Origin of the sequence: Alsobacter ponti (assembly GCF_024294805.1) — a bacterium.
Classification (GTDB): Bacteria; Pseudomonadota; Alphaproteobacteria; order Rhizobiales; family Beijerinckiaceae; genus Alsobacter; species Alsobacter ponti.
On sequence record NZ_JANCLU010000003.1, the window covers coordinates 129,791 to 143,908 of the forward strand.

Below are 14,118 nucleotides of genomic sequence, written 5' to 3' on the forward strand. Positions count from 1 at the left end.
TGCTTCGGCGGCGGAAACTCGTCGCGCCTCTTTGACAAATGCGGCCGGGCCTGCACAGTTCTGCAACTTACCCGAGCATTGGTTGTAGGCGTGGTCGATCAGGTAGAAACCGAACTGCCGGGTCGGCCCTGGTACCAGGAATTCGCGGCGGGCATCTCCGTCGCGACTGTCAGCATTCCAGCGGCGCTCGCCGCGGGCGTGCTCAGCTTTTCCGCGCTCGGATCGTCCTACCTGTTCGCGGGAGCCGTGTTCGGCCTGCTGGCCGGCGCCATCTCGGCCCTGCTTTCCGCGGCCGTGTTTCGCGCGAGCGCCGTCGCGGGGCCGGTCTCGACGGTTTGCGTCACCCAGGCCATCCTGATCTCGTCGCTGGCGTCCCATCCGGCCCTCGCCAACGACCCGCTCCGAATGATCGCCCTGATGACCGCCGGCGTGCTGTTCACCGGCCTCGCCCAGCTCGGCCTTGCGATGCTGAAGGCGGGCAGCATCATCGAGTTCACGCCGTACCCCGTGGTCGCCGGGTTTCTCAACGGCGTGGCGTTCCTCACGATCAGCTCGCAGGTGCTGTTCGTCCTCAACCGCTCGTCCCTCGGCGATCTCGTGACCCGGCCGCCGGCGGAACTGGCCGCGTGGGCGCCGCTCGTCTTCCTCGTCGTGTTCGTCAAGATCGGGCTGCTGCTGCCGCGCCTGGCCCCGCGCCTGCCCGCGGCGGCGGTGAACTTCGCCGCCGGCATCGCTCTCTACTACGCCGCGCTCACCGTGGTGCCGGAGCACTGGCTGGGACCTCGCCTGTCGGTGGCGGAAGGCCCTCTGGACGCCGTCCTGACCGGACCCTCCGAGCTGCTGGTGGCGCTCACGGGCTTGCCGAGCGCGGTGTTCGTAGACCTCGTGCTGGGCGCGCTGACCGTCGCCGCCATCGGCATTGTCGAGACGAGCATGACGGCCCGGATGGTCGAGAACGCGTCCCACCACCGGGTCGACAAGTACCGGCTGCTGATGTGGCTCGGCCTGACCAACATGCTGGCCTCGCCCATGGGCGTCCCCTCCAGCGGCAGCATGTCCCAGACCGCCGCGATGTGGCGGTCCGGGGGGCTCGGCCCGGCAAGCGACCTCGTTCGCGCCGGAGCGATGATCCTCGTCGCCACGGTCGGGATCGGACTGCTGAATTATGTTCCCTTCGTCGTGGTCAGCGGGCAGCTCGTGCTGATCGGCATCGGCATCTTCGACAGCTGGAGCGTCCGTCAGGTCATCCGGATGGCCCGCTCGCCGGACGACGCGTCCCGCCACATCGCCAAGCGCAGCATCGCCGTGATCGCGATCGTCATGGTCGTGACAGCCTCCGGCTACGTCGTGCTGGGCGCGGCGCTGGGCATGATGGCGGCATGCTGGATCTTCATCGCGGATTCGGCCAGCCTGCTGATCCGCTCGCGGCACTGGGGCGACGTGGCGCGCTCGAAGAAGACGCGGTCGATGCGCGACGTCTCCTACTTGCGCGAGCACGCGAAGGAGACGCTGGTTCTGGCGCTCCAGGGCCCCGTCTTTTTCGGCAACGTCGCCGAACTGAGCCGCGACACCCTCCGCGTCGATTCACGAACGAAGAATCTCGTTCTGGACCTTCGCCGGGTCACCTCCATCGACGCGTCCGCCATCGCGACCTTCGGCGCCATCGTTCGCCGCTGGCGATCCACCGCGCGCTCGGTTTCGGTTTGCGGCGTGCCCGTCGGCCTGGCATTCGCCCTGGAGGAGCTGAAGAGCTACGACCCGACGAACGATCAGCTCTTCTTCGTCGATCGCGACGCGGCGCTGGAGGCCTGCGAGGAGCGCATCCTGGGCCGCCTGGACGACAGGACCCATCCCAGTCTCGGGGCCACGCTCGGCGAGCTGGAAGTGACACGCGGCTTCAGCGCGGAACAGAACGAGAAGTTCGGGCGGCGACTGAGCGCCTTGAGCCTCGCCGGCGGCGACCTCCTGTGTCGCGAAGGCGACGACGGCGACGCCATATGGATCATCGTCGAAGGTTCGGTCGGCATCTGGATCAATGTCGGTTCGCAGGGAAAGGCCATCAGGGTCGGCAGTTACGGGGCGGGGACGGCGGTCGGTGAGATGGCGTTCCTTCGCGGCGCGCGCCGCACCGCGTCCATCGTCGCCGAGGGCCCATTAAGCTGTTTCGCCCTGTCGCAGGCCGATTTCGACGCCCTCGGACGGGAGGATCCCCTGCTCGCGACGCTGTTCTTCAAGAACATCGCCCGCATCCTGGCCGAGCGCCTGAGCGTGACCACCGATCAGATCAGGGCCGCCGAGGACGCCTAAGCGATGGTGGGCGGCATCGCTTGCCGGAAACGGGGTTCGGAGTGGGCGTCCCCCCGAGGCAGGCTTTCACGCGAGCCGAGCCCTCACGATCCGCCCCTGTGGCCCAGGTTCAGCGCCACTGCTTCCGCGATCAGGGCCTTGAAGGCGTCCTCGTCCACTGTCGCGCCTTCTCGGATGTCGATGGCGCGTCGCGTGCCGCCGCCGAAGCCGGCGTTGAACAGGCCCGCCGGGTCCGGCAAGGCGGCCCCCCGGGCGAAGGTGAGCTTCACGGTGGCCTTGTACACCTCCCCGGTGCACAGGATCCCCGCGTGCTCCCACGTGGGCACGCCCGAGGGGTTGGTGGGCTTCACCCATTTCACGGCCTCCACGACCTGCGGATCGGCCTCGTGGATCAGGGCGCGCATGCGCGCCAGCACCCCGCCTCGCCAGTCGGAAAGGCCGGTGACGATGGCGTCGATGCGGGCGGAGGGGGTGAGTGCGTCGGTCATGTGGGCTCCGGGGGATGTCGTGCGAGCGCTCGCCGGTCGGAAGGCTGTTCCTTGCCGGAGCGCTTCGCCGCCGCTAGCCTTCTCACCGGCGCGATGCCCGAGAGCGCTCGTCGCTGTTCCGCGTCGACGAAGGCGCGACCAGCAGCCTCGGTCAGGAAAGGATCACCTTCAAGCCCATTATGGGCGACCAGGGATCGGTCTGTGGATCGGTGAGTTCCGGCGTCGACGGCTCGGCCATGACCGATGGCGTGTCGTCCCGGCGGTCGGCCGGGCGCTTCCTCCGCTCCGGGCGACGTGCGAAGGGGCCACGCGAGACGAGATGAAGAGGAAGCGGAACCATGGATGGCACGCGTTCGGACGCCGTGATCGCCTTCATCGACATCGCCGGGTTCAGCGCGGCGACGGACGTCTACGGTGACGAGACCGCCCTCGCCATGCTCTCGGTATTCGAGGCCATCGTTCACGAGAGCCTGGGGAGCACCGCGCCTCTCAAATGGATCGGCGACGAAGTCATGCTGGCCTTCGACGATTGCGAGGCCGCCCTGTCGACGCTGGGAACCCTGCTCGGCCGCTGCCGGGAGGAGCCGCGAATCCCGCTGACCAGGACCGGCGTTCACTCCGGGTCCGTCCTCCGGCGGGGCTCCGATGTCTTCGGCGCGACCGTCAACACGGCGGCGAGGCTGACCGCGCTGGCGGGTCCCGGCGACCTGCTGGCCAGCGAAGCCTTCGCGGCCGCGGCGAAGGCCGCTGGCGTCGCAGTGGAAGACCGTGGGCCGCACCAGTTGCGCTCGCTGTCCAGCCCGATCGGCGTCTTCTCCATCGAGCTCGCGCGAGCCGCCGATCCCCGCTGGATCGATCCGGTCTGCAAGATGCACGCGCCGCTGTCGGCGTACAAAAGGGCCGACAAGGGACTCTGGTTCTGTTCTCCGCTTTGCGCGGAGGCCTATGCGCGCAATCCGTCGGCCTACCCGGTCTGAGCGCAGCCCGGGCGCAGGCGAGCAAAAAGGCCGGCGCGCGCCAGCCGGTCCGGACCCGTGGCCCGTGCCTTTGAAAAAATCCTCGATCCCGCGATCCGTTTTGGCGATGCGGAACGTCTTGGGATGGCGGGGCGCGTTTTGCCCCCGCTTCGATCCCACAGGAGCATCCCCATGGAAACCGGCACCGGCGCGCCCGTCACGCTCATCAACGTCCTCTCGGTCGACCCCGACAAGCAGCGGCAACTGGTTGATCTGCTGCGGGAGAACACCGAGACCGTCATCCGCACCCTCCCCGGCTGGATCGCGACGAGCCTGATCGCCAGCACCGACGGAAAGCAGGTCGTGATCCATTCGCAATGGGAGACCCCGGGCGACGTCGAAGGGATGCGGGCCGACCCGCGCATGCGCGCCTATTTCCCGAAAATCGCGGCGCTCGCCACCATGGCCTCGACGACCGGCACGGTCGTGATGGCGCATCGCCGCTGATCGGGCGCGACGGGGAGGCCGGCATGGCGGACAATGCGGATATTCGGGAGCGCTGCGCGGAACTGCGGCCGAGGCTTCATCGCTATTGCGCGCGCATGGTCGGCTCCTCCATCGAGGGCGAGGACATGGTGCAGGACGTGCTCCTGCGCGCGCTCGAGGCCGCGACGCGCGGCGAGACGATCGACAACCTGGAGGGCTGGCTGTTCCGGGCGGCGCACAATCGCTGCCTCGACCTGCTGCGGGCGCGGGCGCGCCATCCGCTCTCGCCGCTGGAGGGCGACCTCCCGGGGCCCGCTGGCGAGGCCCGGCCGGGGGAAGCCAGCCTGGGGTTTCGCCTGTTCCTGGAGCTTCCCGTCCTGCAGCGCTGCGCCGTGGTGCTGAAGGACGTTCTCGGCCACTCCGTCGAGGAGATCGCCGAGGTGGCCGGCTGCACCGTCCCGGCGGCGAAGTCGGCCTTGCAGCGCGGCCGCCTTCGGCTGCGGGAGCTGGCCCGCCGGCACGAGGGCGACCTGCGACTGCCGCTGCTGTCCGACGAGGACCGCGCGCGGATGCTGGCCTATGTCGGCTCGTTCCGCAGCGGAGACTTCGACCGCATCCGGGCGATGCTGGCGGAGGATGTCCGGCTCGATCTCGTCAACCGGCTCGATCTGCACGGACGCGACCGCGTCGCCCCCTACTTCACGCGCTATGCGGAGGCCACGCAGTGGCGCTTCGCCTTCGGCGCGGTGGAGGGACGCCCGGCGATGCTCGTCTTCGACGAGGCCCGCCCCGCCGACCCTCCGGCGCATTTCGTCCTGCTGGAGTGGCGCGGCGACGCCGTCGCGCGCATCCGGGATTACCTGTTCGCGCCCTACGTGATGGACGGCGTCGACTGGACCCGGCTGGGATGACCCGGCTGCACGTCAGCTGGCGATGACGTGCGCCCAGATCGCGGCGGCGGCGAGCGTCAGCACGCAGGACGCGACGGCCGCCGCGCGCTCGGCCGGCGTCCACAGGCGCCAGGTCAGCAACGCGCGCTGCAACGTTCCGCGAGAGGGGCGCTCGGCGCGCGGGCGGACAGAGCGGGGCGTCGCGAACATCGCCCGGCCCGGCAGGGACGACACACTGGCGAAGCTCTGGACCGACATCGACGTCTCCCCATCCGAAGGGCCGCAGCCCGTTGAGACATCAATTTAACGAAATGCATCGTCTCGACCAGCGAAACGCATTTTTAACGTTACGAACGCGAGGCGTTGCGCAAAGCAGAAGCTGCCGACGTGCCTAAGGCTCATCGTACGATTCTGAACCCTTGATTTAACGAAGTCTTGGCCGCCCGTCCCTAGCGTCGAGGGCATGACCCTGGAGGCGAAACACTTTCCCGGAGAACTGGCGACAGTCGAGGAGTTGTTCGCTCTCGCCGAACTTTACCGCGAGGCGGCCCAACTCTTGCAGCAACAGGGTTGTCGCGGACGCCCCTTGACCCGCGCCCCGTTCCGCTTCGCCGCCATTCATGCTCTCGAACTTTATCTCAACGTCTTTCTCCTGCGCCACGGCCACAGTCCCGCGCGGCTGCGGGGGCTGCAGCACGATCTGGGCGCGCGCACGACGCTGGCCGCCGAAGCCGGGCTCAAGCTGCGCGAGCGCACCGCCGCCCACCTCGCGACGCTGAGCCAGAGCCGGGAATATCTCGTCACGCGCTACGGACCGGAACGGGTGGCGACAGCTTCACCCCCGAACAGGCTCACAGCGACGCTCGACGAAGTGGCCGCGAAAGTCGCCGTGGCGCTGACGCGACCTCCGGCGCCGCGCGCCAGGCCCGGGGCGGCCGGCGCGGAACGCGCCCTCGGCGTGGGCCTCCCTGCCGCTTGAGCCTGTCCTTTCCCGCTCTTCGCCTCGCCGGATGACGCAACCATCCGTGGCGGCGATCGGTCGCATTCCATCCTCTCATTGGCATTCCGGGCGCGGCGCTGGCACAACGTGCTGACCCCGATACCCAGCCGGAGCCTGCCATGCCGCGCATTCCCTACGAGACGGTCGACGTCTTCACCGATCAGCCCTTCGGCGGCAATCCGCTCGCCGTGTTCACCGACGCGCGTGGGCTGAGCGACACCCAAATGCAGGCGCTGGCGGCGGAGATGAACTACAGCGAGACGACCTTCGTGCTGCCGCCAGAGGACCCCGCCCACGACGCCAGGGTCCGCATCTTCCATCGCACGGCGGAGATGCCGTTCGCCGGGCATCCCAATGTCGGCACGGCCTTCGTGCTGGCCCGCCATGGGCGCAACCGCGACGGCGTGCTGCGCTTCGAGCAGAAGGCCGGGCTGGTCGAGATCGCCGTGCGGCGCGACGCGGCGGGCGCGGTGACCGGCGCGGAGATCGCCGCGCCCCAGCCTCTGTCGCTCGGCCTGGAGCTGCCGGCCGACGCCATCGCCGCCTGCGTCGGGCTGGCCGCCGGGGATGTCGTCACGACGGCGCACGCCCCGGTGCAGGCCTCGGTCGGGGTCACGTTCGTGCTGGCGCAGGTCGAGCCCGAGGCCCTGGCGCGGGCCACGCCCGATCTCGCGACGTACCGCAAGCTCGCCGGGCTTCATCCCACGCTCGCCGGCCGCCTGTCGCTGTTCCTCTACACGCGTTCGGGGAGCGCGGTGCGGGCGCGCATGTTCGCGCCGCTGGCCGGCACCTGGGAGGACCCCGCCACCGGCAGCGCCAGCGCCGCGCTCGGCGCGCTGCTGCTGTCGCTCGACGGCGGCGATGAGGCGCGACTGACCGTGACGCAGGGCGTCGAGATGGGCCGGCCGAGCCTGCTCCACGTCACGTCGCGGCGCGCGGAGGACGGCGTCCGCTCCCGCGTCGCCGGCAACTGCGTCCCGATGCTGCGCGGCGAGGCGCTGCTGTAGGAGGGCCGCCGCCGCCCACCGGCATGGCGGCGCGGCGACGCGATGAGGCAGAGCGGGCTGCCGACTTTGGCTTCGTTTTCCTGGCCGACGCAATCCCGGCCTTGCCCGCCGCAGGTCAGCGCCCACTGCCGAACGAGGTTCCCCCGTAGCCGTAGTACGGCCGCCCGTCCTGGGCGGCGCCGGGAGTAGGCTGGACGGGCGCCGCGCAGCCGCCCACGCCCGCCGCTGCGCTCAGGCACGCTCCAAGTAGCAGCGCGCGCGCAACAGGTCTCCGTGTCCTCGCCCGTCTGACACTCATCCCAGTCCTCCCACGTGCAGGACTTCGAATTGCTGATCCCGTGCCTGCGGCAGATGTCTCCAATCGTAACCGCCGCCCGGTGCTCCTCAAGGATCCCGATCTGATCCTCAGTGAACCCGCTCTTGCTCATCCTCCGTCCCCTGTCGACGAATCCTAGGTTCTGAGCGGGGTCATTTCAGAGGGCAACGCCACGGGCACCAGACAAGCATGGCGACGTCGGCCACGAAGCCGACGAAAACACCACTGCCTCAACGGCCTGCTACGCCGTCCAGCACTGGTCAATCCAACGCGCCAGCAGTTCAACCCACTATTCTTACCTGCGCCTGCGCGATCAGGATGGTTTCGGTGATATCAAAAATGCTGACCGAGACATAGCCTGTACTTCCTGTCGCGACGGTCAGCATTGCCTGCGCCATCAATGTCGATTGCGGGGGAACCGGTTGGAAATCGATGGAGATCCCGGCCACTGTACTTTCGTCGAGCCCGGCACCTTTCACCACCGTACTGACAGCAGCATCGGCGAGAGAGGCGATTGCCGCCCGCCACGCGGTCGGCTCGATGTTGCGCTGACCGAGTTGCGTCGTCAGCCTTGCCGAGTTTTGGCTTTGATCCAAAACCACATGTTCTGGAGACGAATTGCGGCTGCGGCGCGCTTGCGCTGTCCGAAGCCGCGGCGGCGACAGTCCACCGCCATGGAAGCCGCCAGTCACAAACTTCATGTAGACGTCAACCACCCACCCCGGTAGGCGCGCCGGCTTGGCACTCCGAAAGCAGAAGCGGTAGCTGAGGTAGTTTCTGGCAGACAGAAGAATGTAGACCAGAACTTCCAGTTCGTGCGGTTCGAAGCCCCTCAGTTCCCCCTTCTGCGCGGCCTTTTCCAGCGCGCGCGTGTACCCTCTGGCCATGTTGGCCATATGGTCTCGGTATGCCTTGGGCGCGAAGGCCTCCGCATCGTTTAGCACGCGGTAGAAGGCGGGTTTTGACTCCAGAAAGGCGAAAAACGCCCGAAAGCCGAGTTCCTCCCGCTTGAGACTCTCACTCTCGGGGGAAACCCGTTCGCGAATGAACTCGATCAGTTCATTACCCATCGAGGGAAGCAGCTGGTTGAACAAATCCTCCTGAGACTCGAAATAGTTATAAAAGGTTCCTTGGGCAACGCCGGCCATTGCGGTGATCTTGCCCACCGACGCGCCGGAATAGCCAAATTCGCCAACCGCCTCGGCCGCCGCGGCGAGAAGCTTTCGCCGGGTGTCCTCCTGCCTCTCGGCCCTCGACATGCGCGAGAGCTTTTTCCGGTTCGCAACTACATTTCTCATCATTGATGCCTGCGCGTCGGTCGTGTCCAAGCTTCAATGCGGCACCGAACTGCCCGGCGACTCCAGTGGAGACCGATCATTGGGCCTTGAATGCTTCGGGAAGAGCAGTGGCCACCGGAGGGTACAGGAAAACCAGCGCCATGATGGCGAAGGCGCCGATCAGGAAAATGGACGATCCGGCAAAAATCTCGCCGAGTGATACCTCCTTGAAAATGCCCTTCATGACATAAACGTTGAAGCCAACTGGAGGAGTAATGAGACCGATCTCGATCGCAATGCACATCAGTACGCCGAACCATACGAGGTCAATATTCAGGGCGGTCAGGACGGGGGTCAGGAACGGCAGAGTCAGGAAAAGGATCGCATTCGACTCGAGAAAGCAACCCATCACGATTACGACAAAAATGAGCATAAGGACAATCACGTTCGAAGAAAGCCCAAGCCCCTTGAAGAAGTCTACAAGCAAGAAGGGGAGCCCGCCCATCGTGATGAACTTGCTGAAAATCGTTGCGCCGAGCACCACAAGCATAATGATCGCGCTGATGCTGACCGCTGCGCCCATCGAACGCGTTACCGTCCTGAACGTCGCGCCGGGAGTAGTGAGCACCATGAGGAACGCGACAAGCGCACCGAGGCCAGCGGCCTCCGTAGTGGTTGTCAGTCCGCTGTAGATTCCGCCGAGAACGACGAAGATAAGGATGCCAGGACGGGCCAAAAGCTTGAGGCTTTCGAAGCGCTCCAACCAGGAAGACCGGACCACGCTTCGGGGCGCATCCTGCGGACGCAAGATCGCCCAGCCCACGGCAACCGCCGCGTAAAGTGCGGCTGCCGCAATTCCTGGGATGATCCCGGCGATGAACAAGTGGGCGATCGGCACCTGGGTCAACATGCCATACACGATGAACATGGCACTGGGCGGGATGAGAATTCCGAGTGTGCCTGCGGTGGTCACGCTGCCTATTGCAAGTTTCCAACTATAGCCACTCTCACGCATTTCGGGGATTGCGATCTTGCCGACAGCGGCAGCAGTGGCGGTGCTGGAACCACAAATCGCGGCGAAGACGCCCGCGCCCAATATGCTCGCAACCGCTTCTCCGCCCGGGAGCCAGCCAAACCATCTCCGAAACGCATAGAACATTTTCGACACACCGCTCGCCGCGGCAAACTCGCTCATGGCGAGGAACAACGGCAGCACGATCAGTCCGTAAGCGATGATCGACGAATACGGGATCGTTCGCATCAGGCTGTCGACTGCCCTGCCGCCCCCAATAAGGTAGATGCCCCCGATGCCGACGATTGACATCGCGTGAGCGATGGGCACTCGAGCAACGAGGAGCAGCAACATCAAGACGGTGCCCAGAGCCGAAATCACCAGGGGATCCGAAAACAAGGGCAGTTCCTTTCTGCAAGCCGCGTCGAACTTCGCTCAGTGCGGAACCGCTGGCTCAGGCGCCTTGGGGTGTCGATAGGGATGGACGAAGGAGTAGGCTTGCCGCGGGATTGCCGCGATCGATCGGGCGAGTTCGTCCATGCGGTCCAGCAGGGCGTCCTCTGCCCCGTAGTCGAATGGATCGCCCAGTTGCCTCTCGATCTCGCCTCCGGGATCCGGGGGATGATCGCGGTACCAGGCGACCGTGCGGGCAATCGCCTCCTCGAACGGAACAAGGTCCTGGTAAGCCAGCAGGCGCTTCGCCTTCGAGATGTCCAGCATGCGGTGACCGGCCACGAAGGGGTCGCGGGCATAGGGAAAGCTGGGGAAAGCAAGTTGATAGGGCACGGAGACGAGATCGACATCGCGCACACCCAGGGCAGCGGCGATCGTCATCACCCACTCCCTCATCGTCGTCGTCCTTTCGTCCGCCGCATTGAAGACCTGCCCTGCGGCCTCGCGTGGATGGTCGAGGGCGAGCAGCATCATGTGGGCGGCATTCGCCGCATAGGCCCGCGTCTCCGCGATCATCCCGCCGTCGGGGAGAATGATGCGCCTGCGCTTGTCGATGAGCCGACGTATGATGGCCCACTCGACGCCAGCCAAAGCCCGCGGACCATAGATGCGCGGCAGTCGAAAATGACTCAGGGAGAACGCTCCCCGATCATGTAGTTCCCGGACGTGCTGCTCGGTGGCGACCGCCTTGCGCAGAAAGCTCGCCGCGGACTCGGAGGCCAGCGGGTGGTCCTCGTTGGCCGGCATCGCCAGCGTCGAGTAGACCACGTCATCCTCGCCCCTCACGGCGGCGTCTCGCCTGCTCCATCCCCGATAGAACACGCCGCCGCTGGAGATGAACTGGCCCGTCCGACCAGCCATGTGGTCCGCGACGTACCGCAGCCTGCCGTACAAGGCGAAGGTCACGTCGAATTCACGGTTGCCGAGCGCCGCCGCGATCGTCTCGGGAAAATGAGCGTCGCCGTGGATGTGTTCGACCGGTTCGTCGAACTCCACCTCATGTCTTCCGCTGTGGAAGATCGTGACGTGGTGGCCGCGGTGAATGAGGCCATTCACCACAAAGGGGCCGGTCACCCCGGTACCGCCGACCACGAGCACTTTCTTCGCTGCCATCGAATGACCCCTCGGCGATCGGTTAGATGATTCCGTCCACGCGCAGCGCCTTGATCTCGTCCTCGGAATACCCGATCTCCCGCAAGACTTCGTCGGTGTGTTGCCCCTTCTGAGGCGCCACGCGCTTCAGTTCGAACGGCGTTTCACTGAATTGGATCGGGAAGCCATTCCCCTTGATCTGGCCAAGAACGGGATGGTCCACATCGACGATATAGCCGTTGATCCGCGCCTGCTCATCGAGCACGGCCTCCTGCATCTCGTTGATCGGAGCATGGACCACATCCGCACGGCTCAGTGCGTCGATCCAGTGGTCCCTGGCCTTGGTCAGGAACAAAGCCTCGAGGAGGAGAATCAGGTCACGCGCATTGTCGGCCCGGAGACTTGGCGTCAGGAAACGAGGATCCGAAATGAGGTCGGGCCTGCCGACCGCTCCGCAGAACGGTTCCCAGTACTGTGGCTGTGCGCCGCCAATGAATATCCATTTCCCGTCGCCGCAGCGGTACTCCAGGTTGATCGGGGTATTGGTCTCATAGCGAGGCAGCTTGACGTACTGCTTACCAGTAACAAGAGTCGTGTAGACGTTGAGCTGCTGAAACCAGAGCATACTGCCGAACTGCGACGTCGCGATATCCTGACCAAACCCATGTCGCTCGCGCGCCAGGAGGGCGGCGAGGACCGCAATAACGTTGATCTCGGCCGCCTGCATGTCCGCGAAGGCGCCGATCGGGTATCGCGGCTCGGTGCCCGGCGGCGATGCAGCCAGCATGAAGCCGGACCGAGCCATGCCGACCGGGTCGAAAGCAGGGAGCCCCGCCTCCGGACCGTCTCGTCCCACGCCATTGGTAAGCAGCCTGATGATCCGGGGGTTCACCTGCTTCATCCGCTCGTAGGTGAAGCCCCACCGGTCCTCGACGGACGCCCGCCTGAGATTGCTGATGAACACGTCGCAGGTCTTCAGAAGCCGGAATGCAATTTCCTGCCCCTTGGGCTTACCGACATCGAGGGTAATCCCCCTCTTGCTCCGGTTCATCATGTCGATGTCGAGGTGGAACGGCTTTCCGTCGACCTCGATCTGCCGCTGGCTGCCCCACTGCTTCGCAGTCGCGCGGACCAGGTCTCCAGTAACCGGGTGCTCGATCTTGATCACATCGGCGCCCAAATCGCCGAGCATGGACGCGGCGAGAGGGGCCTGGCCAAAAACACCGAGTTCCAGCACCCGAATCCCATCGAGGATTTTCATGTGGCCGAATCCACATTGCCCAGCGACCGGTGCATTTTCCCGGTCAGGTATAGTCTCGTTGCATCGAGCACGAACTGTAGACACAGCAGCAGGCTGCCCAGCGCCAGCACGAAGCGCGACGGCCAGAACGGTACCTTGATCTTATCGTCGGACGCCTCGTGGGAGAGCCATGAGTCGAATGCCTGAGCAAAGCCGTACCAAGTGATGATGCCGATCGCGACGAATCCAACGAGCAATCCGAAGTAATCCGTCAGCACGATGCCCCGCCTCGGAAGGACCCCGTCCAGAATACCGACATGCAGATGAACGCCGTTGGCTTGGGCGTAAACGATCCCGCCGAATACCAGCCCTGCAACGAACAATTCTGTAATGGGCACTCCGCCCGGTAACGCGTAGCCGAATTTCCGTGAGATCGCGTCCGCGCTGACCAGAACCATGGCAAGGAGGAGGCAGATGATGCTCAGCCCGAGCATGAACCTGGCATTCAGGTCCGTCAGTTTCTCAACAAGCTTCAACATCACCTGCCTCGTCGATTTCATTCGTACTTCGACAGGGTCTTGCGGAACGCATCGAGCAGTTCCTGTCCAGGCACTCCGGCCTCCTTCATGCGCGTAACCCAGATTTGCACGCCCTCGTCACTCACCTTCTGGGACACGGCTGTTATTTGCGGTATTTCTTTGAACGTGACCCCATTGGCTTTCATCTTGTCAAAGAATTCGGAGAGACCGGCCTCATAGTCGGCAATCTGCTTGTCAAGGAACTCAGCACTCGTTTGAAGGATGATCTTCTGCATCTCGGGTGAAATGCCGTTCCAAACGTCCTCGTTGATCACGTAGATGAGCGGCGGCCCGAGCGGAATTCCGAGCGACCAACCGAACTTGGCGTAGTCCGTCCATTTCCACTCGTAGATGTCCTTGACCGAGCTGCTCAATCCATCAACAGTGCCCCTCTGAAGGGCGGTGTAGACGTCGGCGGCCCCCATGGTCACCACCTCGGCGCCCATTGCGCGCAGGATGTCGGCTCGCAGCCCGCCGGGCGACCGCAGGCGCAGACCCTTTACGTCGGCCGGTCCGGCGACCGGCTTGGTCGTCACGGCCATGCTCGGACCGTGATGGCCGAACACGGTGAGGCCGATCATCTTGCGCTTGTGCAGTTCCGCGCGAAGCGTCTTGTCGTTCTGGACCATGTCGGCAAATGCACGAATGGCGCCGACGCTTGTCTTCGCGACGGGGAGATCGAACACGCCGAGCGCGGGCACGAACGAGGCGTCGTAGATGTATACGTTCGAACCCATCTCCGGATAGCCCTTGGCGACACCGATGGGAATGTCCTTCCCGCCCACCAGGGCGCCGGCCCAATACGGTCGGATCTTCACGGCTCCGTTCGTCCGCTTCTCGATCTCATTGATCCACCACTCGACGTTCCGGGTCCGGATGGTCCCGGCAGGCTCGATATCGGCGTAATTCAGGACGAGTGGCTTATCCTTCGTCTGCGCAAGTCCGACGCCCGTCATCGCAACGGTCGCCATGAGCATGGACAGCAACGACACGATTTTCCGCGACATGAGTTTGTC

Annotated in this window: 14 protein-coding genes; 6 read left to right on the forward strand and 8 right to left on the reverse strand. The window is 65.2% G+C overall.

Annotated elements, in window-relative coordinates:
- Nucleotides 1-90: 90 nt before the first annotated feature.
- Nucleotides 91-2,307 (forward strand): SulP family inorganic anion transporter, encoded by a 2,217-nt coding sequence (locus NK718_RS04405; RefSeq protein ID WP_254739018.1) that lies wholly within the window; start codon nucleotides 91-93, stop codon nucleotides 2,305-2,307.
- 83 nt (nucleotides 2,308-2,390) lie between these two features.
- Here the strand turns inward: NK718_RS04405 and NK718_RS04410 are convergent, their stop codons facing one another.
- Nucleotides 2,391-2,795: a DUF1801 domain-containing protein gene (locus NK718_RS04410; RefSeq protein ID WP_254739020.1), complete on the reverse strand. Its 405-nt coding sequence runs from the start codon at nucleotides 2,793-2,795 to the stop codon at nucleotides 2,391-2,393.
- A 338-nt stretch (nucleotides 2,796-3,133) separates the two neighbouring features.
- On the opposite strand from NK718_RS04410, the gene NK718_RS04415 reads away from it, so the two are divergent.
- The 3 genes from NK718_RS04415 (at nucleotide 3,134) to NK718_RS04425 (ending at nucleotide 5,148) form a co-directional block, all read left to right on the forward strand.
- On the forward strand, nucleotides 3,134-3,772 hold the full coding sequence (locus tag NK718_RS04415; RefSeq protein WP_254739022.1) for an adenylate/guanylate cyclase domain-containing protein: 639 nt from the start codon (nucleotides 3,134-3,136) through the stop codon (nucleotides 3,770-3,772).
- Nucleotides 3,773-3,943: 171 nt separating this feature from the next.
- Nucleotides 3,944-4,258: a putative quinol monooxygenase gene (locus tag NK718_RS04420; RefSeq protein WP_254739024.1), complete on the forward strand. Its 315-nt coding sequence runs from the start codon at nucleotides 3,944-3,946 to the stop codon at nucleotides 4,256-4,258.
- Between the two features lie 23 nt (nucleotides 4,259-4,281).
- Nucleotides 4,282-5,148 carry a sigma-70 family RNA polymerase sigma factor gene (locus NK718_RS04425; protein WP_254739026.1) on the forward strand — a complete coding sequence of 289 codons (867 nt, stop codon included), beginning with the start codon at nucleotides 4,282-4,284 and terminating at the stop codon, nucleotides 5,146-5,148.
- A gap of 12 nt (nucleotides 5,149-5,160) precedes the next feature.
- On the opposite strand, the gene NK718_RS04430 is transcribed toward NK718_RS04425, so the two are convergent.
- Nucleotides 5,161-5,385: a hypothetical protein gene (locus NK718_RS04430; protein WP_254739028.1), complete on the reverse strand. Its 225-nt coding sequence runs from the start codon at nucleotides 5,383-5,385 to the stop codon at nucleotides 5,161-5,163.
- A gap of 205 nt (nucleotides 5,386-5,590) precedes the next feature.
- Here NK718_RS04430 and NK718_RS04435 point away from each other — a divergent pair, with 205 nt between their 5' ends.
- Complete coding sequence (locus NK718_RS04435) at nucleotides 5,591-6,106, forward strand: hypothetical protein (protein WP_254739030.1); 516 nt, start codon at nucleotides 5,591-5,593, stop codon at nucleotides 6,104-6,106.
- A 140-nt stretch (nucleotides 6,107-6,246) separates the two neighbouring features.
- The gene (locus NK718_RS04440; protein WP_254739032.1) at nucleotides 6,247-7,134 is read left to right on the forward strand and encodes a PhzF family phenazine biosynthesis protein; all 888 of its coding nucleotides are present in this window, start codon (nucleotides 6,247-6,249) and stop codon (nucleotides 7,132-7,134) included.
- Between the two features lie 597 nt (nucleotides 7,135-7,731).
- Here NK718_RS04440 and NK718_RS04445 read toward each other — a convergent pair.
- Genes NK718_RS04445 through NK718_RS04470 form a run of 6 tightly spaced genes read right to left on the reverse strand, consistent with a single transcriptional unit; the run spans nucleotide 7,732 to nucleotide 14,109 of the window.
- The gene (locus NK718_RS04445; RefSeq protein ID WP_254739034.1) at nucleotides 7,732-8,778 is read right to left on the reverse strand and encodes a TetR/AcrR family transcriptional regulator; all 1,047 of its coding nucleotides are present in this window, start codon (nucleotides 8,776-8,778) and stop codon (nucleotides 7,732-7,734) included.
- A gap of 46 nt (nucleotides 8,779-8,824) precedes the next feature.
- On the reverse strand, nucleotides 8,825-10,120 hold the full coding sequence (locus tag NK718_RS04450; protein ID WP_254739036.1) for a TRAP transporter large permease: 1,296 nt from the start codon (nucleotides 10,118-10,120) through the stop codon (nucleotides 8,825-8,827).
- A gap of 54 nt (nucleotides 10,121-10,174) precedes the next feature.
- Nucleotides 10,175-11,305: a Rossmann-fold NAD(P)-binding domain-containing protein gene (locus NK718_RS04455; protein WP_254739040.1), complete on the reverse strand. Its 1,131-nt coding sequence runs from the start codon at nucleotides 11,303-11,305 to the stop codon at nucleotides 10,175-10,177.
- Between the two features lie 22 nt (nucleotides 11,306-11,327).
- On the reverse strand, nucleotides 11,328-12,545 hold the full coding sequence (locus NK718_RS04460; protein WP_254739044.1) for a CaiB/BaiF CoA transferase family protein: 1,218 nt from the start codon (nucleotides 12,543-12,545) through the stop codon (nucleotides 11,328-11,330).
- Entirely contained in the window at nucleotides 12,542-13,063 is a 522-nt protein-coding gene (locus NK718_RS04465; protein WP_254739046.1) for a TRAP transporter small permease, read from the reverse strand. The genes NK718_RS04460 and NK718_RS04465 overlap by 4 nt, the downstream gene beginning before the upstream one ends.
- 17 nt (nucleotides 13,064-13,080) lie before the next feature.
- Complete coding sequence (locus NK718_RS04470) at nucleotides 13,081-14,109, reverse strand: TRAP transporter substrate-binding protein (RefSeq protein WP_254739050.1); 1,029 nt, start codon at nucleotides 14,107-14,109, stop codon at nucleotides 13,081-13,083.
- Nucleotides 14,110-14,118: the final 9 nt, after the last annotated feature.

Excerpts from the sequence above, each read along its gene's own strand:
- NK718_RS04410 (WP_254739020.1), bottom strand. The coding sequence starts at position 2,795 with ATGACCGACGCACTCACCCCCTCCGCCCGCATCGACGCCATCGTCACC.
- NK718_RS04415 (WP_254739022.1), top strand. The coding sequence starts at position 3,134 with ATGGATGGCACGCGTTCGGACGCCGTGATCGCCTTCATCGACATCGCC.
- NK718_RS04420 (WP_254739024.1), top strand. The coding sequence starts at position 3,944 with ATGGAAACCGGCACCGGCGCGCCCGTCACGCTCATCAACGTCCTCTCG.
- NK718_RS04425 (WP_254739026.1), top strand. The coding sequence starts at position 4,282 with ATGGCGGACAATGCGGATATTCGGGAGCGCTGCGCGGAACTGCGGCCG.
- NK718_RS04430 (WP_254739028.1), bottom strand. The coding sequence starts at position 5,385 with ATGTCGGTCCAGAGCTTCGCCAGTGTGTCGTCCCTGCCGGGCCGGGCG.
- NK718_RS04435 (WP_254739030.1), top strand. The coding sequence starts at position 5,591 with ATGACCCTGGAGGCGAAACACTTTCCCGGAGAACTGGCGACAGTCGAG.
- NK718_RS04440 (WP_254739032.1), top strand. The coding sequence starts at position 6,247 with ATGCCGCGCATTCCCTACGAGACGGTCGACGTCTTCACCGATCAGCCC.
- NK718_RS04455 (WP_254739040.1), bottom strand. The coding sequence starts at position 11,305 with ATGGCAGCGAAGAAAGTGCTCGTGGTCGGCGGTACCGGGGTGACCGGC.
- NK718_RS04460 (WP_254739044.1), bottom strand. The coding sequence starts at position 12,545 with ATGAAAATCCTCGATGGGATTCGGGTGCTGGAACTCGGTGTTTTTGGC.
- NK718_RS04465 (WP_254739046.1), bottom strand. The coding sequence starts at position 13,063 with ATGTTGAAGCTTGTTGAGAAACTGACGGACCTGAATGCCAGGTTCATG.
- NK718_RS04470 (WP_254739050.1), bottom strand. The coding sequence starts at position 14,109 with ATGTCGCGGAAAATCGTGTCGTTGCTGTCCATGCTCATGGCGACCGTT.